This window comes from Herpetosiphon geysericola (assembly GCF_001306135.1).
In the GTDB taxonomy this organism is placed as follows: Bacteria; Chloroflexota; Chloroflexia; order Chloroflexales; family Herpetosiphonaceae; genus Herpetosiphon; species Herpetosiphon geysericola.
On sequence record NZ_LGKP01000035.1, the window covers coordinates 364,063 to 388,547 of the forward strand.

Below are 24,485 nucleotides of genomic sequence, written 5' to 3' on the forward strand. Positions count from 1 at the left end.
AAAACCGCTATAAACTACGTCGTAGAATTAAACAGAAGTAGGAGGTTTGCATGGCAGCAGCACTTTCACGCCGCAGTTTTCTGAAAATAATGGCCTATTCGAGCTTGGCCACCACCGCTGGCACGCTTGGCGCAGCCGCCTATGGCTTCAATGTCGAAGCTGAATGGCTGAGTATTCACGAAGAAACGATCGTTTTGCCGCGCTTGGCTAGCGCCTACGATGGCTATCGAATTGCCCATTTGAGCGATATTCACATTGACGATGTGCTGATGACCCGTGAGCATTGGCTGACCACGGTGCGCATGGTCAATGCCCAAAAACCAGATTTGATTGCGATCTCAGGTGATTTTATTACTGCTGATGCTAGCCGCTATGCCGAGGATTTGGCGGTTGGCCTAGCGATGCTCGAAGCACCCGACGGGGTTGTAGGCGTTTTGGGCAACCACGATTATTGGAGCGATGGCAATGGCGAAACCGTGCGCCAAGTCTTGCGCGCAACTGGCATTCACGATCTGACCAATCGGGCAATCAGCCTCAACCGTGGCAGCAGCAAATTGCATCTGGCGGGCCACGATGATCTTTGGCCCAACCCAATTGGCCCCAACGACCCAAGCACCATGAAGCCAGTGCTTGACCGCTTGGTAAGCGAGTTGCCAAGCAACGATGCAGCAATTATTTTGGTGCACGAGCCTGATACTGCCGACTTCACCGCCAGCTACAATCGCTTCGATTTGCAGCTCTCTGGCCATGCCCATGGTGGCCAAGTGCGGGTGCCAGTCAAGGGTGCGTTGCTGCTGCCCTATTTGGGCATGCGCTACCCCGACCACCGCTATAATGTTGGTTCGCTGGTGCAATTTACCTCGTGGGGCTTGGGCTGTAGCTGGCCACAAGTGCGCTTTGGCTGTCGGCCAGAGATTGTGATGCTCAGCTTAGCATGTGCTTAACTTCAGATGAGTATCAGCCGATCTTGAGCAAGCTAGCGAGCAAACTGTGGTATCCTAGGGCCATAGGGCATAACCAATTAGGAGGATTGCAGGTGAAAGCCACAACCACACCACTACGCCGTGTCATGAGTATTGCAGCAGGCATCGCGCTCGGGATTGCCCTCGGAGGCGTCATCAGCATGTTTATTTTGGTGCTGATTCTGATCTAAAATAATAAACATAAACATCACGGGGCAAAGTAGCCCCGTGATTGGCGGTTAAATTAATCCCCGACCTTTGAACTCCAGATATTTATTAATCACCGAAACTGTGAGTTTATTGGCTGGTACATCAATGGTATGTACGCCAGCTTGGTTCAGCGTGTCGAGCACCACGCGGCGCTCATCGAGCACCATTTCGGCCACCGCTCGCTCATAGACATCGGTCGAGCTTTGGGTTGATTTGCCAGCGTAGCCGACGAGGTTGGGGTCGCTCATCACCACGCACAACGCCAAGTGGGTTTTGGCCAAGCGCGCCATATGCTGAATCAAGGGCTTGGCGGTATCCATCGTGCTGAGGTCGGTAAAAATCACCACCAGCGAACGCCGCTTGTTCTTCAAGCCCAAGTAGGAGATTGCGCGGCCATAATCGGCCTCGACTGGCTGTGATGGCAAGTTATACAGCATCTCCAACATTTGATAAAACTGGGCCTTGCCCCGTCGCGGCTGCAAAAAACGTCCCACATGGTCGGCAAACGACAGCATGCCAATATGATCGCCCTTGAGCATCGCCACATAGCCGAGCATCAAAGCGGCGTTAATCGCATAATCCAGCTTAGCGATATCGTTAATTGTCGGGCGCATCAAGCGGCCAGTATCGATGACCGAAACCACATATTGCGAGCGCTCAGTTTCGTATTCGGCGGCAATCAGCTTATTGCGACGGGCGCTGGCCTTCCAGTTAATCGAGCGAAACTCATCATCGGGCGTGTATTCGCGCAAGCGCTCAAACTCAGTGCCCGAGCCAAAAACCCGCGCTGTGCGCAAGCCAAGCTCAAACAACATACCTTTGCGGGCCAGCATATCGTATTTGCGCACATCAAGCACATTGGGGTAAACCTTAACCAATTCGTCGAAGGCGATTTTTGATTGGCGCAAAAACGTGCCAAGGGTGCTGGTGTAGCGCAGGTTGATATTGCCAAAGCGATAATCGCCGCGCCGCAGTGGCCGCACATGGTAGCTCACTTCTTGCACGCTCTCTGGCTCAACCTTGGTCTTGAGAATCAGCGCATCGCTAGGAAACTCCACCGGAAATTCGTCGCGAATTTGCAAATCGAGGGTGCGTTGGCTTTGATTATGCACAGCGAGCGTAATCAGGTTTTGTTCGCCAATCGAGAGCTTTGGTTCGTTAATCCGCGCCACTTCCAATAATGCTGGCTTGGGCGTGATAAACCAATCGACGGCCACAAAGCCAATCAGCAACAGCACATAGACCCAGATTGTCCAGCGAAAATCGGGGTTTTCGGCCCCGATTACCACCGGAACTAGGCCTGCGAGCAGAATTCCTAATAAACGGCGCGATGGAATCATCAGCGAGGAACCTCAATACGCCCCAAAATCCGGGTCATGGCGGTATCTGGGGTTAAACCTTCAATCTCTGCCTCTGGTTTGAGAATAATCCGATGGCGATAGACTGGGCGGGCCAAGAATTTGACATCATCGGGCACAACATACTCGCGGCCTTGCATTGCTGCATAGGTTTTGGCGGTTAGGAGCAAGGCAATCGAGGCGCGGGGCGAGCCGCCCAGCACCAAATCTGGCGAGCGCCGTGATTCTTGGGCAATTGCATTAATATAGTTGATCACGCCATCTTCAACCCGCAAGCGCCCAATTTCATCGCGACAGCGCATAATCGTTTCTGGGGTGACAGTTTGTTGCAAATTGACGTTGCTCAAATTGCGTGCGTTAAAGCCTTGGTTATAGCGGCGCAGCACCTCAAACTCAACTTCTGGTGGGCTATAGCCAACCAAAACCTTGAACAAGAAGCGGTCGAGTTGAGCTTCGGGCAACGGGTAGGTGCCTTCGTATTCCATTGGGTTTTGGGTCGCAATCACGAAAAACGGTTGGGGCAAGGGCATCGTCTCGCCATCGATCGTAACTTGTTGCTCTTCCATGGCTTCGAGCAGAGCAGCTTGAGTTTTGGCAGGAGCGCGGTTAATTTCGTCGCCCAGCAAAATTTGGGTAAAAATTGGGCCTTTGCGCAAGCGAAACTGGCTGGTTTGCATCTCATAAACGCTTGTGCCCATCACATCCGAGGGCATCAAGTCGGGGGTAAATTGCACCCGCTTAAACTCAGCTTGCACCAAATGCGCCAAGGTTTTGGCCATCAAGGTTTTGGCGGTGCCAGGCACACCTTCGAGCAAGACATGGCCGCCGCTCAGCAAAGCAACCACCAGTTGCGTCCAGGTTTCCTCTTGGCCAACAATAACTTTTGTCGCCTCTTGGCGCATATATTCGGCAACTTGTTTAACCAGCATTGATCCTCCAATATCATTCTCACGAGCACCGCACGATGCCCGTAGCCTCGGCAAAAAGAGCGTGTTTAAACCCGACCTTGTTGTTCCCATATTTGAATAAAGCGATCAATATCGCTGACCAAGGCCAAGATAGTGGCTTCGCTCGGGTTCGGTTGGCTTAACTGATTGAGCAAATGGGCAAGGTGATTGCGGTCAATTGTCTCGGAATAGCGTTGAACTTCGTAGATAAATTGTTGATCATCAAGCTTTGGATTAATGCCATAGGGCTTGGCAATGCGGCGTTTGAGGTAGGTTTTATAGTGGGTCTGCATATGTTCAGCTTGGCGGCCCCGTTGAAACAGATTTGCCATCGATTGAACATATTCGCTGCTATTGCGTTGCATCAAATCGATTTTGCTGGGCACAACTTGACCAAAGCGGCGGCCTGAGAATAAGGCCCACAGCCCAACCACAATCGCACTATACAGCATTGCTGCAACTAATGGTGAGTAGGGCTTGGCGGGCACTGGCGCAGCTTTTGGTGGCAAGGCACGGCCATGATGCACTTCATCGAAGGCAATCGTGCCACCTGCTGGTGTCCGATTGACCAGATTCAAAATGAGGCGGGCATTGCTTTCGCTAAACAAGCCGATGTTTGTAAATAGCATACCATTCGTTGAAGCGTAAATCATGCCGCTACCACGGCTAATCCCAAGCAAGGTTGGTTGTTGCTCAGTGCCGACAATCACTTGGCTATTTGGGCTTTTGCGCTCAAAATAGGCCAAGGTTTGATACTGGTCGAAGCTGGTAACCTCAGGATTTATCAAGCCATGGCTTGGTTTTTGGGTGCTAACCGGATCAAAGCCCTCAACGGCTTTAACCGTCAGATCAAGCCTAGTAAAGATCCCGTTTTGTTGATCGTCGACGATAATCAGCGTCGCGCCAGTTTCTTCGACCCAGCGCAAAACTGCATCAACCTCAGCAACTTGCCAACCATCGAAGCGTTCCGAAGGCAACGAGATCATGACATTAATCTCTTGATCAAGGTCGTCAAAACGGCGATATTCGTAGGATTCGGTTTGATAGCCAATTTTGTCGAACCAGAGTGGCAGGGCCGCTGCGCCAAGGGCACTTTCATTGTAAATCGAGCCAGCTTCGCTATTGTTGATTTGCAAATCGAGCGAGTTGAACAAAAAAAGTACCAGCGCGATAATGCCCACGACAATAACAGTGGTTTTAATTTTACTACTCATCTTAGCGTACCTCGCGCAGGCTGGTCACTTGTTGGCGATACTGATCAAAGGTTGTTTGATCAACCTCGGCAATCCCATACCAGACCCGATCAAAGGTCTGAATAACAGGTGCGAGGCGCTGATGCAATGGCGTGTTGCTGGGGACTGCTGCCAAAACTTCGCGGTTGGTCAAAGTCCGGTCGTAGCGCAGCATGCCACGTTCCTCCAGCCATAACAAGGTTGAAAGATACAAATAGCGCACTGCATCGCGAAAATTGGCTTCTTCGGCGGCGACTTTATCGGCGCGTTCAATTGCCTGCACACTGGTTAATTTTTGCTCTTCAGCAGGGGCTTTGCGGCGGGCAACCTTAACATTACTGCGCTGCACAGTTCTGGCAATATACAGAATCAGCCCCAACACAAACACCACCGCAATAACTGTAAAGCACGAGCTTAAGCCTTCGCCAAACAGCCAGCGCAGAAAGCTAAAATCCGGCGCTGCTGCGTCTTGGGGCTTGAGTTTATTAAATGGGTCGGTATTCAAAATAACTGTTAAGGTTTCGAGGTCTTGGGGGCCAGATTCACGCCCAGCGGTCAGGGCTTCGAGCATCGCTGCCAAACGATCGCGGATAGGTGGCAAATTTGGGGTTGTGCTAGCCAAAGCATCTTTGAGCCATTGATGATTAACTTCAATCAGATCTTCGCTTCGGGTGCGAATATGCTTCAGCGCAACGATTTTGTCGCTGGCCTCGCGCAGGCCAATTTCATCAGTTCGTTGGGCTGCGGTAAAGGCTTCGCGCAGCAATTGGGTATATTCGCTGACGCTGACAACCTCAGGCGCTTGGGCCTTGGCAACCAAGGGTTGGGCCAAGACCCCACTCACGAGCAACAAACCTGCTAGCATTCGCCAAATTCGATACATCTCAACCTCTCAATTAGGCTATTTATTGTTGCACATTCAGGCTTGGGTTGTTCGGCACCCCAGCATACGCTAAGCGAATTTGATCATAGTACAGTAAGGTAAAGCCAATATAGGCCATCGGTAGAGTCATAATCGAGGTAACTGTTGATAAGCCTTGGGTCAGCGCAATCGTTAGGGCACTGGTTTCGCCAAAGAGCGCCATGGCAATCGCGCTGATAATCGTGGTTACATAGCTGGCGAGAACACCTAAAAGTACCACCAACGTGATCCAAATATTGCTAATGCGACCAAACGCGCCTTTGGTTAAGACCCACGAGTGATGGATGGCTCGGAAAACATTAATCCGCTCGGCCACAATAATTTGTGGCACAAGGCTCAGCCGAACTCCAAAAAACCACAGCAAGCCCAAGCCTAAAACGAGGCCAGGCAGCTGAGCTAGGGCAAAAAACAGCGCTATAAAGAGGGCTAAAACGCACAAGCAGCCCCATGCAAATAGCGAGGGCAAATGGCGTAAACTGCTTAACACGACGTTGAGCCAACGGGGCTTGGCTTGGCGATAATGTTCGCCAACTGCGATCACACTTGCCGCCATCGCCACGTTGCGCATAATGAAAATCGAAAAAAAGCCAACCCCCAACAAACCCCAAATGTAGGGTGCAATATCAGCCCGTGGATACTCTAAGACCCACATGCCATCGCCCATTTGGTTATTTTCAACCCGCCGCGTCATTTCGGCCATAATGACGTTTAACTGTGATGTAGCCCGTGCTTGCACCCCGTTGGCTTGCATCCAGAGCGTGCCAATCAGTAAGGGCACGACTTGGAGCGCCGCCAAGCCCATAAATAAGCTCGAATAGCGCCGAAGCAGGTTGAGTGCTCCGCGAATTAACGTAAATAATGGCATTGGTGTGGGAGTTGATGATGGAGACTGCTGCACAAGAACCCTCTGCTTAAACACCATGGGAGCGGCAAGAATGCTACCGCTAACGTGTATTATACCGCAGCCCCCAAGGTTCTGATAGTGCAAAATGATCTTAAGTTAGGCCAAATTCATGGCTTCGCTTGGCAAGAGTGGAAACTGAAGCAGGGCCGTGACTCCAGGCTCAGGGTCATTTGGAATCAGGCTGATCGAGCCAGAAGCGCGCCACATCACTGCTGCACAAATTGGCAAGCCCAGGCCCAAGCGTTGCGAGCCATGGGTCGTCCAGAAGGGCTGCCAAATATCGCCAAAGGCATCAGCAGGAATCCCTTGGCCAGCATCACGGAAGGCCAAAACCGTGGCATGCTCAGTTTGATAGGCCTTGATCACAATCCCTGCGTGGCTTGAACCAGATTCCAAAGCATTGTTGAGCAGCTCAATGCAGAGGGTCAGCAATTCCCGTTCTTGCAACAGAATATACAAGTTGGGCTGAATTTCTAGCCGCAAATCTTCGACCGATTGATGAACTTGCAAGGCTTGATCGATCAGGCTTGGCAGCGCTTCGCTCAGATCAATTGGAAAGGGCGCGGGATTGCTGCGGCTGGCACCTTTGAGCAGATGAATGCGCTGAACCATATCTTTGCCGCCACGTACATGCTTGACCACTTCCGATAATAATTCGCGTTGGGCTTCATCAACTGCATCAAGCTCGGCCAATTGGGTATTGCCCAAAATCACTGCCAAAAGATTATTGAAGTGATGCGCCATTTGGCCTGCTAGCTGGGCCATATTGCGCAAATAGCCCAATTCTGCTTGCTCGGTTTGGCGGGCTGCTTGGTCGGCGACGGTTTGAGCATTGGCCAAGGCTACCGCAAAATGCGGGCGCGCCATTTCCAATAAGGCTACTTCTTCATTGCTAATCTGGCGATCTTTGATTGCAATTAGCAGCACGCCCAACAAGCGGGCCTGATGATGCAGCGGCACAGCGGCACAGCCTTGATAGCCAGAATCAAGCAATTGCTGGGTGATTGGCACCAAGCTATCGTTGCCCAAAACACAGGCATAAGCTTTGGTAATTGTGCCAAGTTCGGTGAGCAAATGCAGGCTTGGTTGATCGTTGGGCATGCAGAAGGCATCGCGTTGCGAGGTATAGGCCAAATCAATCACTGCATTGCGATATGAATACCAAGCGATGGCAACTGGCCCCATAATTTGCTGCAATTCTTGCTCGATACTGCGATATAGCGAATCGAGATCCAAATTGGCGCTCAGCGATTGAGCCAAATTATTGACCAATTGTAATTGCCGAGTTTGACGCGCCAGTTGTTCACGCATTTGAGCTTGGCGAATCGGCCCAATAATTTGATGCGCAATCAATTCAAGCAACACCTGATCATCGGCACTAAAATGGTCAATAATGCTGTGATAGACCGCCAAAACGCCTAACGGCCCACTGGCATCACCAATTGGCACAATTAAGGCCGAGCGCACGTTGGCCGCCGATTGCTCAAGCGCCAGCCAACGTGAATCCTCGCGCACATCTGCAATCCGTACTGTTTCACGGCTGCGCAAGGCATAGCCCGCTGCTCCTTCTTTAACCACGCGCTTGACTCGCTCAAGATTGTGCGCAACCCCATCATCGGTCGTCAGAATCTCAACATCAGCAACATCGTGCAACAAAAAAAGATTGCCATGGTCGGCGTGCAAGGCTTTGGTACTCACCTCGACCACATGAGCCAACATGCCCGAAATCGACTCGATCTGAGTAATATCGCGAGTTATATCGGCAATCAGGGCAAAGCGTTCGCGCTCGGCCTCGACCCGCGAAAGCACATGTTTAAGCCGAATTGCCGCCCGCAAACGGGCGCGCAAGGTTGCCGAATCAACTGGTTTGAGCAGAAAATCGTCGGCGCCCTCGAAATAGGCTTGTTGGCGCACCGCCAATTCTGCTGCTGCCGTCACCACAATCACCGGAATATAATGATGGTCACGTTGGGCACGAATCGTCTTCAGCACTTCAATGCCATCAATGCCGGGCATAAAAATATCGAGCAAAATGGCATCGGGCGGCGTTTGGCGCACAAACTCCAACGCCGCCATGCCATGCTCAGCCTCAGCGGCGAGGTAGCCCGCCGCTTCAACATAGCGCCGCACAATTGAACGATTTGAAGATTGATCATCGACGATCAAGACTAATGGCTGTTGACTAAATTCGTGCATTTCAGTCATGCAGGGTTCCTAAATTACTAAGCTGGGGCGTGCCAGCGCTGAAGTTGGTCCCAATTCAGCCCTGTTTCAACGTTGACTTCCAAGGGCACGGCCAAATCAGGATAGACTTGGGTCATCGTATCACAAACTAATTGAGCGACTGCATCACGCTCAGCTTCAGGCACTTCCAACACCAATTCGTCATGCACTTGGAGCAGCATTTTGGCCTGATAGCCACCTTCAATCAAGGCTTTTTCCAAGCGAATCATGGCTAGTTTGATCAGATCGGCAGCTGTGCCCTGAATGCCTGCATTGGTTGCTTCGCGCTCGAAAGCGCTACGGCGTGGCCCAGTTACTCCGCCATCTTGCAACTCGCGGAAGTAGCGGCGGCGACCAAACAGGGTTTCGACATAGCCTACCGCCTTGACCCGCTCCAAGGTGCGGTCGATATAGCTTTTCAGGCCAGGATATTGAGCAAACAAGCCGCTAATCATTTGTTGGGCTTCGCCACGTGAAAGTGCTGTGCGCGCAGCCAGACCAAAACTACTAATGCCGTAAATAATGCCGAAAACTGTCATTTTGGCAATCCGGCGTTGGTTTTTGCTAACTTCATCCATCGGAATATCGAACAAGCGTGCTGCCGTGGCGGCGTGAATGTCTTGGCCAGTTTGAAAAACTTCGACCAAAGCTGGGTCGGCGGTGATATGGGCCAATACCCGCAATTCAATCTGCGAATAGTCGGCGGTCATCAGCACATGGCCTGGGCGGGCAACAAAGGCGCGGCGAATTTCGCGGCCTTCTTCGCTACGCACCGGAATATTTTGCAAGTTGGGCGAATCGGAGCTAAGCCGCCCAGTTTCTGCGCCAATTTGGCGATATTGGGTATGCACGCGACCAGTTTTTTGGTTAATTAATTCAATCAAGGCATCAACGTAGGTCGATTTGAGCTTCGACAAACGGCGATAGCGCAAAATCATGGCGACAATCCCGCTTTGATCGTGGTTTTGCAAATCTTCCAAGGTTTCGGCGTTGACCGAGTAGACCGCGCCGCCGCTGCGGGTGGTGCCAGCCAAGCGCTTGAGATTGGCGGTTGGCAGTTTGAGCCGAATAAACAGCAGATCATTTAAATCGAAGCGCGAATTGATATTTAATGGTTCGCCCACAAAATCGGCAATGTGCTGCTCGATTTCGCGCAAACTTTGGCCCAACACTTGACCTTGTTGCACCAATTGCGCTCGATCAAGCCCAATGCCACAGGCTTCCATTCGCATTAGCACAGGGCTAAGCGGCATTTCGATTTGCTCGAAAACTTCACGTACCGCTGGAATTGCCCCAAGTTGCGGCATAAACAGCGCCAACAAACGGGCAGTCATATCAACGTCGGCGCAGGCATAGGGTGTTACTTGTTCAATCGCCACTTGATCCATGGTAATTTGTTTTTTGCCGCTGCCAATCAAGGTTTCGATTCTGGTCATCTCAATTGGGCGATCATCAGCGTCGCGCAATTCGGCAAAGGCCAAATCCTTGAGGCTTTGACGTTTGCCCAGCAAGGCGGCGGCGATGGCAGTATCAAAGCTTAAATGCGGCACATCAAGCCCAATCAGGCTCAGCGCGCTCATATCGAACTTGCCATTGTGGGCCACCACAGCTTTTTTGGGGTCGCTAAACAATGGTTGCAAGGCCGCGACAACCTCGGCCACGGGCAATTGCTGGCCGCTGCGATGCGCCAAGGGAATGTACCAACCACAGCCAGCAGTGTGGGTCAAGGCGATCCCGACCACGCTGGCAGGCACTGGCGAGAACAAATTCAGGCTATTGGTTTCCACGTCGAAGATTAACCGTTCAGACTCGGCCAAAATACTTACCAATTCGGCCAATTGTTCGCTGGTAGTGACCGCTTGGTAATCGCCGGATTGAGCGATTGGCTCGGCGCTTGGCGGCGTTGCATCATCGAACATGGTTAATTGGCTGGGATTGGTGGTTTGGGGCACGGCAACAACTTGCACCGCACTGACATTGCTCGAAAGCGGCAATTTATCGACCAACTTGCGAAATTCGAGTTGGCTAAACAAAGCCAAAACTGTATCGCGATCGTAATCGTGCACCTTGGTGGCTTCGAGATCCAAGGTCACTGGCGCATCGGTGACGATGGTTGCTAAGTGGGTGCTGAAGCGAGCGGCTTCGTGTTGGCCGTCAAGCTTTGAGCGATAGCGATTGGCAACTTTATCGAGGTTGGCATAGATATTTTCGACGCTGCCCCATTCGTTGAGCATGCTAATTGCCCCAGCTTCGCCAATGCCCTTGACCCCAGGAATGTTGTCGGAGGTATCGCCTTTGAGGCCGCGCAAATCGGCAAGTTGGTTTGGCTTTAAGCCTTTGTAGCGTTCGCGCACTTGAGCCTCGTCGTAGAGCGACACATTGCCCTTGCCATACGGATTGGCCAACAGCACCTTGGTATAGTCGTTGACCAATTGCAAGGTATCGGTATCGCCAGTGATGATCAAGGTATCGACACCCTGAGCTTCTGCTTGGCGACATAATGTGCCAATCACATCATCGGCCTCATAGTTCTCGGCAGTGTAAATTGGAATATTCAGGGCATTGATAATTTGCTTGATCCGCTCAAGTTGAGGGTGGAAATCGGCGGGTGTTTCAGCGCGGCCAGCCTTATATTCTGGGTAAATATCATCGCGGAAGGTGCGCCCAATATCAAACGAAACCGCCACGTATTCTGGTTGGCGCTCGCGTAACAAGTTGAGCAAAATTGATAAAAAGCCTTGGACTGCGTAGGTTGGTTCGCCAGTTGCCCGAACCGACATGCCCGTGTCGCGGAGCGCAAAAAAGGCGCGAAACGCCAGCGCATGGCCATCAACCAAGACGAGCGTGGGTCGCTGCTGCATATGATCCAAACCTCCTGAAACACAACATCCACCCTGCATTGTAGCAGTATTTTGCTGCAATACCTAGGCGAGCGTAATCGAACATTTGTTCATTTTAGCATAGAAATGAGGCCATGATAAGTAATTGATCCACGAAGGGCACGAAGGGCACGAAGGACACGAAGGATGGAAACCGCGAAGCACGCGAAGGGCACGAAGGACACGAAGGACGGAAACCGCGAAGCACGCGAAGAGCGCGAAGGCTGAGTTTTAGCCACGAATTACACGAATTACACGAACAATTATCCGATAGCCCATAGCCTAGCACCTCGTCCCTGATCCCCGACCCCTAGCCCCTGAACCTCAACTCCTATGCTCTATGTTCTATGCTCTATGTTCTATGCTCTTAATTCCGCTTGGGGTTTCAATTGTGGCGATCAGCTGCGGCGTGGCTGCGGTGTGCCACTCAAGCTGATCCTTCATACCAATCTGGCTCAGCATGGTTTCGATTTGGCGCGCTTGGGGGTGATGCAGCTCAAAATTCAACAAACGACAGCCTTGATCAGTTAAGTGTTGAATTGGATGTTGATCGCGCGGCCATTCGATCAACATCGGCCCAACGCCAGCGAACGGCAAACTGCCATCAGCAGGAATCGTGATTTGCCAGTGGAGATCGCCACGGCTCATCGGTGTGATACTGCCAAATTGGTGCTGAAGCAATTCACTGGCTGGTTGGATGAGAATGGTGCGAGCGACCCAGGCTGCCAAACGCGGAGCGCTATTTGCTGGTAATGCATCCAATTCAAACCAACGTGGGCGCTTGGGTGTGGGCAAGCTCGGGTCGGGCGCGATCACTTCGAGGTAGCAATTGCCAAGCTTAAGCAAGCAATTATGGGTTGCCATAGCCTGATGTTGGCCGCCTGCTTGCAGCGGCACGCCGAGCAAATCCTCAACATAGGCCATGCCAACGTCGAGCTTGGGCGCGGTTATCACCAAATGATCGATCCAAGTTACTAAAGGCATCATGGGTGTTGCTCCTTTATTTAAGCCTTATTTTTAGCATATATGTGGCCAGAAAAGTGGGTAAACTGAGAACTAGCTGATAATTAGCTGAAAATTATTATTGACTTTAAGGGATCGAGCCGCTATGATTGGCCTCCAAGCCCCATCTCCGTGTTGAGATGTTTGTTGCCATGAACGCAGAGAAACCCTGGTGTTGATGGCTGTGTATTGCCTTGTTGTGGTTCGTGGGCGGAACACACACTCGTAGGAGGTTGTCGATTATGCGGCGTTATCTGCTCGCCGCCGTCGCCATTGCCCTCTTGATTATGCCAGTATTGACGATTAATGCTGGTCCAGAGCAAGTTTGGGTTGATGATTTAACGGCTGGCAGCTTTGATGGGTTGGTCGGCAGTGGCACTATCACCCTCGCTCCCAACGCTCCTCCCGCTCCTGCATTCGTTGGCGATTATCCTCAAGCAGGAAGTTATCTTTCTTCCGAGCATCAATTTGAAGAAGTCGTTGCTGCGGTTGTGATTGATACCGATACAACGCTGACCACTGGTAGCACTGTGCGTTTTGATGTGCGCGGCAAAAATCCAAGTGGTACGTGGCAAATGTGGCAAGAGGCTCCACGCGGTGGTCGGGTGGCACTCGAACGCCCAACCAGCGTGATTCAATATCGTATGTGGCTGTTGGCCAATGGTGAGTCGCCCCGCGCGCGCTCAGTCACGTTGGTTGCAGAATGGTCGGATGGTGCGGCAGTTCTGGCCGAATCAGAAGCACCAACCTATCGGATTTATGCGACCCGCGAGGGCTTGGTGGGCCATCGCACCGCCAACGGCCATATCATTCGCCCATACGATCAGTTTGTGGCCTTGCCTTCGTGGCGCGCCCTCTCATCGTATCGCGGCTACGAATACCAAGTGCGCGTTACCTATAAAGGCCGCTCTAAAGTTGTGCCGGTGTGGGATGTGGGGCCGTGGAATACGCGCGATGATTATTGGTCAACCAATCGTCAATCGTGGAAGGATTTGCCCCGTGGCTTGCCCGAAGCTCAAGCTGCCTATTACGACGGCTACAATGGCGGGCGTGACGAACGTGGCCGCCGCCCGAACTTGCCCAACGGCATCGACATTGCCGATGGCACGTTCTGGGATTTGGGGATTCCTGATAATGCGTGGGTTGAAGTGACCTTCTTGTGGGAAGGCTACGATCCTGGGGCTGGTAGCCCTGCGGCAACCCCAACGCCGAATGTCACCGCAACGCCATTGCCTGTAACCTTGCCGCCAGCTGGCGCGCTGTTGGTCGATAACCGCGACAATAGCTTCCGCGAAATGCAAGGCGTGTGGTTTGATGCGCGCTGTGGCTTCAACGGTGCCCACCGCTGGACCAAGAGCGTCGCTAATCAAAGCCAAGTTGATAATCTTGGAGTATGGAAAGCCCCCATTACCAACCCTGGTTTCTACGAGGTGATGGCCTACATTCCTGCGTGTGGTGAGCCAGCAACCAAGAATGCAACCTATGTGATCGCCCACGACGGCAGCAATACCAAAGTGCGCGTCGATCAAGAGGCCAATCAAAATAAATGGTATTCGCTGGGGGTGTATTACTTCAAGGGTGGCAACGAGATTTTGCTCGACGATGTGACTGGCGAAGAGGGATTAAGCGTGCGTTACGATGCGATGGCTTGGTTGCCACGCTCCGATAACACTGCACCTAACGCCACAATCATCGATGTTAAAGATCTTGGCGAGGGCCGCTACGAAGTGCATTGGAACGGCCAAGATGATAGCACTGGCGTGGCCAGTTTCGATGTACAGGTGCAACGCAACGGCGGCGAATGGGTCGATTGGTTAGTAACCACGACTGAATTGCAAGATACCTTTATTATTGATGTCAACGCCGCTGATGCAGAAAATACTACCTATGGCTTTCGGGCACGCGCGCGCGATTGGGCTGGCAACACTGGCGAATTTCCACCCAGTGCTCAAGCAACTTCGCTCGATACCTTAGTCATTCAACAACCTTAACCTTCAGCCCAACCTGGATTTACCCAAACTCCCGTTATCACAATGAATAACGGGAGTTTGGTTTTAACGCGATTTGAATGTAGTTCTTTTTTTTCTGAGTACATAAACCCAATGCTTTGGTTTACGCTTGGGCTGACATGCTCCTAACCAAATTTTAGCGACGCCAGGGCATAAAAAAATTCTGCGCTGCCAGCTGGCAGGAACATAGACTGGTGGTGATCGCACTGCTTTGAATGGCCAATTGAATTGCCCCATGCGATTTCATCGTATAATGCTAGCCCGACACACGAACTTGGCTAGGATGGGGCGCGGCAAGCCAACGGCGTGCCTTGCGGGCGTACATCCCCCACTATGGAGAAACCGATGCCAAAACGCAGCGACATTCACTCGATTCTGGTGCTTGGCGCAGGCCCAATCGTGATCGGGCAAGCATGTGAGTTTGATTATAGCGGGACTCAGGCAATCAAAGCCCTTCGCGAAGAGGGTTACCGCATTATTTTGGTCAATTCGAACCCAGCCACGATTATGACCGATCCATCGTTGGCTGATCGTACCTATATTGAGCCGTTGGATGTGCCAACGGTCAGCGAAATTATTGCCCGCGAACGCCCGGATGCTTTGTTGCCAACGGTCGGCGGCCAAACTGCGCTCAATCTGGCCATGGATCTGCACCGCGCTGGCGTGTTGGAGCAATATAATGTGCAGTTGCTCGGCGCAAATGTCGATGCGATTGCCACCGCCGAAGATCGCGAGTTGTTCAAACAGGCGATGGATCGAATAGGTTTGCAATCGGCGCGTTCTGGCATCGCCCGCTCACTTGAAGAAGCGCTTGAATTGGTCAAAGCAACTGGCTTTCCCTCGATTATTCGACCTTCGTTTACCCTCGGCGGCGCTGGCGGCGGCATCGCCTACAACTCAGAGGATTTTCGGCGCATCGTCGAAGAAGGCCTGAAACTTTCACCAATCGGCGAACTGCTGATCGAAGAAAGTTTGCTTGGCTGGAAGGAATACGAGCTTGAGTTGATGCGCGACAGCGCTGGCAATGGCGTTGTCGTCTGTTCAATTGAGAATTTCGACCCTATGGGTGTGCACACTGGCGATTCAATTACGGTTGCTCCAGCCATGACCCTCTCTGACCGCGAATATCAACGCTTGCGCGATATGGGCTTGGCAGTGATGGAAGTCGTTGGCGTTGCAACTGGCGGATCGAATGTCCAATTCGCGATCAATCCCCACGATGGGCGGGTGATTGTGATTGAGATGAATCCACGGGTTTCACGTTCATCGGCGCTTGCATCCAAAGCCACGGGCTTCCCAATTGCCAAAATTGCCGCTAAATTGGCGGTTGGCTATACCTTGCCCGAATTGCCCAACGATATCACCAAATCAACTCCAGCCTCATTCGAGCCAGCGCTCGATTATGTGGTAGTCAAAATTCCGCGCTGGAACTTCGAGAAATTTCCAGGCTCGCAGCCAGTGCTTGGCACAGCCATGAAATCAGTTGGCGAAGCCATGGCGATGGGCCGCACCTTTACCGAGGCCTTGCAAAAAGCCTTGCGCTCGCTGGAAAATGGCCGCATGGGTTGGGGCGCTGATGGCAGCCAACCTGTTCCCCAAGAGCGTTTGCGCGAGCTTTTGATTACGCCAACGCCACAGCGAATTTTTGCTATGCGCACTGCCTTCGACCTTGGCTGGACGGTTGATCAGATTCATGAATTGACTAAAATCGATTATTGGTTCCTTGATCAATTGGCCAGTTTGATTGCGCTTGAAAAAGAGCTGCGCCAATACGATTTGGCCACGATTCCAGCAGAATTATTGCTGCAAGCCAAACGTAACGGCTACAGTGACCCGCAATTGGCCTATTTGCTGAATGCGAACGCCGCCGAGGTGCGCCAACAGCGGCTTGGCCATGGCATCACGCCCACCTATCATCATGTTGATACCTGCGCGGCGGAATTTCCAGCGCAAACGCCATACCTTTATTCATCGTATGAAACCGAGAGCGAAGCCAATCCCAGCGATCGGCGCAAAGTGATGATTTTGGGTGGCGGGCCAAATCGCATCGGCCAAGGGCTTGAATTTGATTATTGCTGTTGTCACGCGGTGTTTGCCCTACGCGAGCTTGGCTATGAAACAATCATGGTCAACTGCAACCCTGAAACAGTTTCAACCGATTATGACACCGCTGATCGGCTGTATTTCGAGCCATTGACCTTAGAAGATGTGCTGAATATTGTCGATGTTGAGCAGCCTGCGGGCGTGCTGTTGCAGTTTGGTGGCCAAACGCCGCTCAAATTGGCCAAAGGTTTGGAAGCAGCAGGAGTGCCCTTGTGGGGAACTTCGCCAGCAGCAATCGATCGCGCCGAAGATCGCGGCCAATTTGGCGCAGTGCTGGCCGAATGTGGCTTGCGAGCAACGCCCTATGGCTCGGCAACCTCGTGGGATGAAGCGCGGGCCATCGCTGAGCGCATCGGCTACCCAACGATGGTGCGGCCATCGTATGTGCTTGGCGGCCAAGGCATGGCGATTATCCACGATCAAGCTGGGCTTGACGATTATTTGCGCCATATCACCGAGGCCTCGCCAGAACATCCTGTGTTGCTCGACCGCTTCCTTGAAGATGCGACCGAGCTTGATGTTGATGCCGTTGCTGATGGCGAAACCGTGGTGATTGCAGGCATGATGGAGCAAATCGAACGTGCAGGCATCCACTCAGGCGATTCGGCGTGCGTGATGCCAACCGTTGGGATCAAGCCCGAAGTTGTTGAGCAACTCAAACTTGCAACCGATAAATTGGCCCGCGCCTTGGGCGTGGTTGGCTTGATGAACGTGCAATTTGCGGTCAAAGACGACGAGATTTATGTGCTCGAAGTCAATCCACGAGCTTCGCGCTCGATTCCCTATGTTGCCAAAGCGAGCGGAGTAGCCTGGGCCGCATTGGCCGCCAAAGTGATGGCTGGGGTGACGCTCAAGCAACAAGGCATCAGCAGTGCGCCAGCCTTGCGCGGCTTCCATGTCAAAGAAGTTGTGTTGCCATGGCGGCGCTTCCCTGGCGCAACAATTGCTTTAGGCCCAGAAATGCGCTCAACTGGCGAGGCCATGGGCAGTGGCGATAGCTTTGGGGCAGCCTTTGCCAAAGCCCAAGCTGGCTGTGGCCGTAGCTTGCCAACTAGTGGCGCGATTTTTGTCAGCGTCAACGACCACGATAAACCAGCTTTGGTGCCTGTTGCCAAGCAATATAGCGAGCTTGGCTTCAACGTGATTGCAACCGCTGGCACAGCCCAATATCTGCGTGAACAAGGCCTGAAGGTTGAAAGCATTTATAAAGTTAACGAAGGCCGACCCAACGCTGCCGACTATATTATCAACGGCCAAGTTGATATTATTGTGAATACGCCGCTAGGCCGCGCCTCGCTGTTTGATGAACAAGCGATTCGCCAAACTGCCTTGCGCCAAGGTGTGATTTCGATCACCACTGTGGCCAGTGCGGCGGCGGTCGCCGATGCGATTCAAGCCTTACGCGAAGGTGGCTTAGGCGTGCGAGCCTTGCAAGATTAGGTTTCGGATGCTGCTTGCAGCCAGTGGGTCAAAACCTGCTGGCTGCCTGCTGTTTTAGTCGCATTTTGTGAGACAATAGACCCTAGTTAGAGAGGTATGGCAATACCTCGCTGTTAAAGGAGCCAACCATGGCAAATTTGATCGATATTAGCGTGCCGATTTCACCAGCCTTGCCAGTGTGGGAAGGCGACCCGCCGATTGAGCAAAAACGCGCCGCCGATATGAACAAAGGCGATATTTGCAATGTGACGCGACTCAACACAGGGGTGCATATCGGAACCCACGTCGATGCACCGCTGCACTTTATCAACAACGATTTGGCGGTTGAAAGCTTGGAGCTTGATCGCTTTATTGGCGATTGTTATGTGGTGGAATTAACTGGCACTGGCCCGATTACTGGCGAGGAATTAGCCGCCGCCAATGTGCCCAGCGATTGCAGCCGCCTGTTGCTCAAAACCAGCAATTCGGCTTTTTGGCAAGAGGAGCCATTACGCTTCCATCGCGATTTTCGGGCACTCGATAGCAGTGCCGCGCGCTGGGTAATTGAACGCGATTTGCGTTTGATCGCGATTGACTATCTTTCAATCGAGCCATTCGAGGCTGAATCTGGCAATCCAACGCACTGCATTTTGCTTGGTGGGCGGGTTGGTATCTTAGAGGGCATTAACCTAAATGATGTCGAGCCAGGTGCCTACAACCTGATTTGTTTGCCCTTGAAAATTTTGGGCAGCGATGGCGCTCCGGCGCGGGCAGTGCTTCAACCACGCTAATTCATCGACGAATCAAGCTTGCTACAGCCAGTTTGTGGCACTATCGGGAGTTTTGCCATGGTGCATACCATTGATCTTGTGGTTGAACCAGTAACCGATCCACGGATTACGCTTGTTTTGCAAGCCTTGCGTGGTATGTATCTGAATGGGGGCGTGATTTTTCGCAGCGTGCGGCCAAGCGATGCAGCGGCCTATGATGCAGTATTTGCCAGCAACCCCACCGATATTAGTCTCCAGATCTATCGGTTTCTCAGCCATCCCACACTGAATCGCGAATTGCCCGAATTGGGATTGCCCACCGCCGTTCCTAGCGATCTGCCGCTAACCTTCTACAGTGGCTACGAATATGAGGGCGCCTTGACCCACGCCTTGGTCAGCGGCGGCGCCTTCACCAGCTCGCCATTTAGCGATGGCGATGCGCGAACGATGAGCAAAGTTTGTGTCGAGGCCATGCTCGGTGGCGAAATCACCACGACCACGGTTTGTCGGATTGAAGGCGCATGGGCACCGTGGTTCAATGCCAACCTATGGGATCGCAGCTTTGCCACATTCAATCATGGCCAGCGCCGCTGGACGTTGCTCTGTTTGACGGACACCAATCAAGCGAGCTGATCTCCTGGTTTCACAAACCCCTCGTCCATTAAGCGGACGAGGGGTTTTTCTGTGGGGTTGAGGTGATTTGTGGGCAACGATCTGAGCACTGCTAACGATCGGTTGGCGGTGGCAGTTGCTCGCTTGTGCCTTGCATAGCGCTGACCTGCACCCAACCTACAACATTTGAACTGCCGCGCACAAAGCCCTCGTACCAACCATCGCGCTGGCGAAATGGCATAAAACGCTGATCTGCTTCCATCGTATACAACACCCGTGCGCCGCTATCAGGAGCTGCATACACCTGCACAGCGTCAGTTTTTGGGCGCTGAATTGCATACTCAATGACTTTCAAGGCTTCAAGATCGTTGCGATCGTGGGCTGCGAGATAGCGCAACAGGCCGTTCGCAATGCTCTGGGCTACAACATCTGATTGATTGAGCATAAACGCCCGATCGGTTGGGTTGGTCAAAAAGCCCATTTCGACGATTACTGCTGGGGTCGTTGGGGCAATCGCGTTGCGGTGTCGTCGCCAACTGAAGGCATAGTAGCCGCGCATATTGGCCGTGATTGCTGAATCTTGGGGCATGTTTGTGCCCGCTGCATATTCAGCGATCAAGCTATCGAGCAACAATAAACTGGCTTCTGAGGCTCGCCATGGCGTTGCCATCTTAAACCCGCGACTGCTGCTACTGGTCGAGCCATCTGCATGAATCGTGATAAAGGCATCAGCTTTGTAGGCAACTGGCACGGTTGCAGGCAGCAGATCAACCGTAATCCCCTCTGCTTCGAGCAAGGCTTTGACTTTTTCGGCAACTGGCAAATTGACCTCAACCTCCGAGATACCATTAACAAACGCTCCAGTTGAGGTGCGGAACTTGGCCAGATCTTCGGGGAGATCTTCGGTTTGCCAATGGCCCACTTGAATGCCAACCCTTGGTGGCTCTGGCACTGGGGTTTGGGTTGGCGGGGCCGGCGTAGCGCTGGGCGCTAGCGTAGCCGTTGGAACAACCTGGGTGGGGGCCGTGGTAGCAATCGCAATTTGCTGCACCGCAGCAGGTTTGGGCGCTTCAACAAGTATAGCAGCATCGCTACAGCCAACGACGAACAAGGTGCCAATAATCAAAGACCAGCGTTTCATCGGGTGGTTCCTTGTATGGGATGGGGGTTAGTTGTTGGGGGTCGGGGACTGGCTAGCGGTAGCTATGGCCTGAGCCATATTTTTTTCAATCATTAACGAGGTTTGAGCTGGGTTCTGCCGCAATGCAGATAAACCTTCCAGCCCCCGATCCTCAATCCCTGATCCCCAATAATTAAAAGATTAACATGCTTTTGCACTTAATTGCTTGACACAAAGATTAAGGTTGGACATATATTTGATGATAATTGGCTAAGGATTATCCGATGCAGACAATCCAAACCCTTGTGGTTGAAGATCACCCGAGCTTACGGGCGGCGATGGTGGCTGGTTTACATGCTACCAAAGAAATTAGTGTGATTGGTGAGGCTGGCAGCGGCGAAGATGCGATTGAATGGTGTGCCCAGCATATTCCGCAAGCAATTTTGATGGATGTGGCCTTGGCTGGCGAATTAAATGGCATTCAAGCAGCAGTCATTATTCGCCGCGAACACCCGCGGATTCCAGTTGTGTTTTATTCGATCCAAGATGACGATGCCTATTATCGCGATTTCCAGCGTTCGGGAATTTTAAGCCACTATGCTTATGTGCGCAAAAGCAACTATCTACTACCAGCGATGGTTGCGCCGCTCTTGCGCGATGCCTTTCAAGGCCGCGCTTTTATCGACCCCGATATTGCCAGCCGTGTGCAAGAGGTGCGTCACCTCGATGAACAATCGGCGCTCGATTTGCTGGAGCCTGCCGAGCGCGAGGTAATGACTTTGGTGGCCCATGGCTTTACCAACGATCAAATTGCCCATCGCTTGGGTTTTCGCGATGCGCGGGCGGTCAGTCGCATCAACGGCCAAATTTATACTGCTTGGGGCTTGAACGAAAATACCACCGATGAAAAAGTGGCGCGCACCCGCGCAACGATTATTTTTCATGAGCGCCAGTTGATCGTTTGGGATGAAGAAGGCCGTGGGCGGGTGTTTATGCCCGATGGCCAGTGGCAAACTCGTTGGAACGATTAAGCAGATTTAGCAATTTGTTGCATATAATGTGCTATACATACGAGTTTTCCCAGTTTATGGGGGATAGTTTAAGATGTTAGATCAATCTGTTGTTGAAGAGCAGCCCAGCGTCGGGCAGCTTGATCGGCTGCGGGCGTATTGGGTGCGTCGCGATACGATTGTATGGAATATTCATGCGCTCCCCAATGCTCGCTATGAGGTACATTATTCGCTTGATGGTTCGTTGAAACTCACCGCCCAAGGCATCCAGCATGGCCAAGTTTTGCCGCTCGAACGCCATTTGCCAGGCCTCGATGCAGATTTGGTGGCGGCGTTTCCGCATTTGCAGGGCTTGCCGGTTTTTCGGCTGGCTGCTGAGCACCATGGCTTGGTTGCGAAAATCCTGCGCGGGCAAGTCGCGGTGCAAGCCTATCACAGCGACGATCGTAGCTTGATCGATGCTACGGCCTTGCAAATTCCCGGGGTGCTTGATGATTTGTATCATTACACTGGCGAGCTTGGCGTAAGTTTTGATCAGGAGAAAATACCAACTTTGCGCTTGTGGGCACCAACCGCGCGCAATGTCGAGCTGTTGTTGTATGCAGATTCGGCCAAAACCACGGAGCCGCAGCGTTATCCAATGCAGTTCGATGAGGGCACTGGGGTTTGGAGCGTTGTTGGCAAGCCTGCTTGGAAAAACCAATTTTATCGGTATGAAATTGATGTTTTTGTGCCTAGCACTGGCCAATTCGAGCGCAATAGCGTGACCGATCCCTATTCGCTGAGTTTATCGACCAACAGCCAACACTCGCAGATTGTCGATTTGCAGAGCAAGGGTTTGCAGCCCAAAGGTTGGAGCAAACTGGCCAAGCCGAGCCTTGCCAAGCCAACCGATATTGTGCTTTACGAGTTGCATGTGCGCGATTTTTCGATTACTGATCCCAGTGTGCCAGCAGAATTACGTGGTACCTACAAAGCCTTCACCCAATTGGAATCGAATGGCATGCAGCATCTTCAGCGGTTGGCCAAAGCTGGGCTGAGCCATGTGCATTTGTTGCCAGTGTTCGATATTGCTACGGTTGAAGAGCATCGGCCAGATCGCAAGCGAATCGATTTTGAATATTTGGCTAGTTTGCCCGCCGATTCGAGCGAGCAGCAAGCCTATCTGTATCCAATTCGCGATCGCGATGGCTTCAACTGGGGCTACGATCCGCGCCATTACACCACGCCCGAAGGCTCGTACAGCACCGATTCCAATGGAGCAACGCGCATTCTTGAGTTTCGCGAGATGGTGCAAGCGCTGAATCAGCTTGGGCTGCGAGTGGTTATGGATGTGGTCTACAATCACACCCATTCGAGCGGCCAAGCAAGCTGCGCAGTGCTCGATCGGGTTGTACCAGGCTATTACCATCGTTTGGATGCTGATGGCAATGTTTGCAACAGCACCTGCTGCGCCAACACCGCCAGCGAACAGCATATGATGGAAAAATTGATGCTCGATTCGCTGCGCACCTGGGCAGTTGAGTACAAAGTTGATGGCTTTCGCTTCGATTTGATGGGCCATCACCTTAAACGTAACATGCTGGCGATTCGCGAAATGCTCGATGGCTTGACCCTCGCTGAGCATGGCGTTGATGGCAAAGCGATCTATTTGTATGGCGAGGGCTGGAATTTTGGCGAGGTTGCCGATGGCGCGCGCGGCGAGAACGCAACCCAACATGCCATGGCTGGCACAGGCATAGGCACGTTTAGCGATCGTTTGCGCGATGCGGCGCGCGGTGGCGGGCCATTTGTTGGCTTCCAAGTGCAAGGCTTTGCTACAGGCCTGCTCGATCGGCCCAATCACTATGAACAACGAGCCTTGGTCGAACGCACGTATCACGTTGCAGTCATCAGCGACGTGGTGCGCTTGAGTTTGGCTGGCAACTTAGCCGATTATCCAATTCTCAGCTGCGAAGGCCAACAGACGATTGGTGGCCATTTGTATGTTAATGGCAAGCCAGCGGCCTATGGGTTGCGCCCAGATGATCATATTGCCTATGTTTCAGCCCACGATAACGAAACCCTGTTTGATGGTGTGCAAGTCAAGGCTCCCATCGAAGCGCCAATTGCCGATCGCGTGCGCATGCACAATTTGGCCTTGAGCTTGGTCGCTTTGGCCCAAGGCATTCCGTTTTTCCACGCTGGCGATGAGCTGCTGCGCTCCAAATCGATGGATCGCAATAGCTACAACTCCAGCGATTGGTTTAATCGGATTGATTGGACGGGCCAGCAAAACACCTGGGGTTCGGGCTTGCCGCCCTCGGCGGATAATCACGAACATTGGTCAACCGTCGCTCCATTATTGGCCGACCCTGCGCTCAAGCCAACGCCCGAAGATATGGCGTTCAGTTACGCTCATTTCCAAACCATGCTCCAAATTCGGCGTAGCTCGGAGCTATTTCGCCTAAGCACTGCTGAGCTGATCAAGCAAAAACTCTGGTTTCTCAACACTGGGCCGGAACAAGTGGTTGGTTTGGTGGTGATGGTGCTTGATGATGAGGTTGGCGAAGCCTGCGATTCGCCATTTTGTCGGATTGTGGTGGCCTTCAATGGCTCGCATCAGCAGTTGAGCTACAGCGATGCCAGTTTTGGCCATTACGATTTGCAGTTGCACCCGCTATTGCGCAATGGCTATGATCCTGTGCTGGAGCAAGCCAGCTTTGACCGCAGCCATGGCAGCATTAGCGTGCCCGGATTTAGTTGTGTGGTTTGGGTTGAACAACGCTAATTAAAACCACAAGGGCAGCGCAATGAATGCTAC

General features: G+C 52.4%; 16 protein-coding genes. 7 read left to right on the forward strand and 9 right to left on the reverse strand.

What is annotated here, in order from left to right; all coding sequences use genetic code 11:
* Positions 1–50 precede the first annotated feature (50 nt).
* Entirely contained in the window at positions 51–944 is an 894-nt protein-coding gene (locus SE18_RS22330; RefSeq protein WP_054536686.1) for a metallophosphoesterase, read from the forward strand.
* A 257-nt stretch (positions 945–1,201) separates the two neighbouring features.
* Here SE18_RS22330 and SE18_RS22335 read toward each other — a convergent pair whose 3' ends face one another.
* From SE18_RS22335 to SE18_RS22370, 8 genes are all read right to left on the reverse strand, one after another.
* The gene (locus SE18_RS22335) at positions 1,202–2,512 is read right to left on the reverse strand and encodes a DUF58 domain-containing protein (protein ID WP_054536687.1); all 1,311 of its coding nucleotides are present in this window, start codon (positions 2,510–2,512) and stop codon (positions 1,202–1,204) included.
* Positions 2,512–3,459, reverse strand: coding sequence for an AAA family ATPase (locus SE18_RS22340; RefSeq protein ID WP_054536688.1), 948 nt, complete (start codon positions 3,457–3,459; stop codon positions 2,512–2,514). Before SE18_RS22340 ends, SE18_RS22335 begins: the two co-directional genes overlap by 1 nt.
* A gap of 65 nt (positions 3,460–3,524) precedes the next feature.
* Positions 3,525–4,691 (reverse strand): DUF4350 domain-containing protein, encoded by a 1,167-nt coding sequence (locus SE18_RS22345; protein ID WP_054536689.1) that lies wholly within the window; start codon positions 4,689–4,691, stop codon positions 3,525–3,527.
* 1 nt (position 4,692) lies between these two features.
* The gene (locus SE18_RS22350) at positions 4,693–5,592 is read right to left on the reverse strand and encodes a DUF4129 domain-containing protein (RefSeq protein ID WP_054536690.1); all 900 of its coding nucleotides are present in this window, start codon (positions 5,590–5,592) and stop codon (positions 4,693–4,695) included.
* Positions 5,593–5,614: 22 nt separating this feature from the next.
* The gene (locus tag SE18_RS22355; RefSeq protein WP_152976723.1) at positions 5,615–6,529 is read right to left on the reverse strand and encodes a hypothetical protein; all 915 of its coding nucleotides are present in this window, start codon (positions 6,527–6,529) and stop codon (positions 5,615–5,617) included.
* Between the two features lie 102 nt (positions 6,530–6,631).
* The gene (locus SE18_RS22360; protein ID WP_054536692.1) at positions 6,632–8,740 is read right to left on the reverse strand and encodes a response regulator; all 2,109 of its coding nucleotides are present in this window, start codon (positions 8,738–8,740) and stop codon (positions 6,632–6,634) included.
* A 17-nt stretch (positions 8,741–8,757) separates the two neighbouring features.
* A complete protein-coding gene (gene polA / locus SE18_RS22365; RefSeq protein WP_054536693.1) occupies positions 8,758–11,619 on the reverse strand; it encodes a DNA polymerase I in 2,862 nt (953 codons plus the stop codon).
* Positions 11,620–11,982: 363 nt separating this feature from the next.
* Positions 11,983–12,624: a VOC family protein gene (locus tag SE18_RS22370; protein ID WP_201783525.1), complete on the reverse strand. Its 642-nt coding sequence runs from the start codon at positions 12,622–12,624 to the stop codon at positions 11,983–11,985.
* Between the two features lie 257 nt (positions 12,625–12,881).
* Here SE18_RS22370 and SE18_RS22375 point away from each other — a divergent pair, with 257 nt between their 5' ends.
* From SE18_RS22375 to SE18_RS22390, 4 genes are all read left to right on the forward strand, one after another.
* Entirely contained in the window at positions 12,882–14,630 is a 1,749-nt protein-coding gene (locus tag SE18_RS22375) for a golvesin C-terminal-like domain-containing protein (RefSeq protein ID WP_054536694.1), read from the forward strand.
* A 363-nt stretch (positions 14,631–14,993) separates the two neighbouring features.
* Positions 14,994–18,191, forward strand: a complete 3,198-nt coding sequence (carB, locus tag SE18_RS22380; RefSeq protein ID WP_054536695.1) for a carbamoyl-phosphate synthase large subunit — start codon at positions 14,994–14,996, stop codon at positions 18,189–18,191.
* 128 nt (positions 18,192–18,319) lie between these two features.
* Positions 18,320–18,961, forward strand: a complete 642-nt coding sequence (locus SE18_RS22385; RefSeq protein WP_054536696.1) for a cyclase family protein — start codon at positions 18,320–18,322, stop codon at positions 18,959–18,961.
* A gap of 57 nt (positions 18,962–19,018) precedes the next feature.
* Entirely contained in the window at positions 19,019–19,573 is a 555-nt protein-coding gene (locus SE18_RS22390; protein WP_054536697.1) for a hypothetical protein, read from the forward strand.
* A 91-nt stretch (positions 19,574–19,664) separates the two neighbouring features.
* Here the strand turns inward: SE18_RS22390 and SE18_RS22395 are convergent, their stop codons facing one another.
* Entirely contained in the window at positions 19,665–20,693 is a 1,029-nt protein-coding gene (locus tag SE18_RS22395) for an N-acetylmuramoyl-L-alanine amidase family protein (RefSeq protein ID WP_054536698.1), read from the reverse strand.
* A 263-nt stretch (positions 20,694–20,956) separates the two neighbouring features.
* On the opposite strand from SE18_RS22395, the gene SE18_RS22400 reads away from it, so the two are divergent.
* Entirely contained in the window at positions 20,957–21,703 is a 747-nt protein-coding gene (locus SE18_RS22400; RefSeq protein WP_054536699.1) for a response regulator transcription factor, read from the forward strand.
* Positions 21,704–21,776: 73 nt separating this feature from the next.
* Positions 21,777–24,452 carry a pullulanase-type alpha-1,6-glucosidase gene (gene pulA / locus SE18_RS22405; protein ID WP_054536700.1) on the forward strand — a complete coding sequence of 892 codons (2,676 nt, stop codon included), beginning with the start codon at positions 21,777–21,779 and terminating at the stop codon, positions 24,450–24,452.
* Positions 24,453–24,485 lie beyond the last annotated feature (33 nt).

Bases quoted from the DNA above. Each gene is read 5' to 3' on its own strand.
- SE18_RS22330 (WP_054536686.1), top strand. From the start codon at position 51: ATGGCAGCAGCACTTTCACGCCGCAGTTTTCTGAAAATAATGGCCTAT.
- SE18_RS22335 (WP_054536687.1), bottom strand. From the start codon at position 2,512: ATGATTCCATCGCGCCGTTTATTAGGAATTCTGCTCGCAGGCCTAGTT.
- SE18_RS22340 (WP_054536688.1), bottom strand. From the start codon at position 3,459: ATGCTGGTTAAACAAGTTGCCGAATATATGCGCCAAGAGGCGACAAAA.
- SE18_RS22345 (WP_054536689.1), bottom strand. From the start codon at position 4,691: ATGAGTAGTAAAATTAAAACCACTGTTATTGTCGTGGGCATTATCGCG.
- SE18_RS22350 (WP_054536690.1), bottom strand. From the start codon at position 5,592: ATGTATCGAATTTGGCGAATGCTAGCAGGTTTGTTGCTCGTGAGTGGG.
- SE18_RS22360 (WP_054536692.1), bottom strand. From the start codon at position 8,740: ATGACTGAAATGCACGAATTTAGTCAACAGCCATTAGTCTTGATCGTC.
- polA (WP_054536693.1), bottom strand. From the start codon at position 11,619: ATGCAGCAGCGACCCACGCTCGTCTTGGTTGATGGCCATGCGCTGGCG.
- SE18_RS22370 (WP_201783525.1), bottom strand. From the start codon at position 12,624: ATGATGCCTTTAGTAACTTGGATCGATCATTTGGTGATAACCGCGCCC.
- SE18_RS22375 (WP_054536694.1), top strand. From the start codon at position 12,882: ATGCGGCGTTATCTGCTCGCCGCCGTCGCCATTGCCCTCTTGATTATG.
- carB (WP_054536695.1), top strand. From the start codon at position 14,994: ATGCCAAAACGCAGCGACATTCACTCGATTCTGGTGCTTGGCGCAGGC.
- SE18_RS22385 (WP_054536696.1), top strand. From the start codon at position 18,320: ATGGCAAATTTGATCGATATTAGCGTGCCGATTTCACCAGCCTTGCCA.
- SE18_RS22390 (WP_054536697.1), top strand. From the start codon at position 19,019: ATGGTGCATACCATTGATCTTGTGGTTGAACCAGTAACCGATCCACGG.
- SE18_RS22395 (WP_054536698.1), bottom strand. From the start codon at position 20,693: ATGAAACGCTGGTCTTTGATTATTGGCACCTTGTTCGTCGTTGGCTGT.
- SE18_RS22400 (WP_054536699.1), top strand. From the start codon at position 20,957: ATGCAGACAATCCAAACCCTTGTGGTTGAAGATCACCCGAGCTTACGG.
- pulA (WP_054536700.1), top strand. From the start codon at position 21,777: ATGTTAGATCAATCTGTTGTTGAAGAGCAGCCCAGCGTCGGGCAGCTT.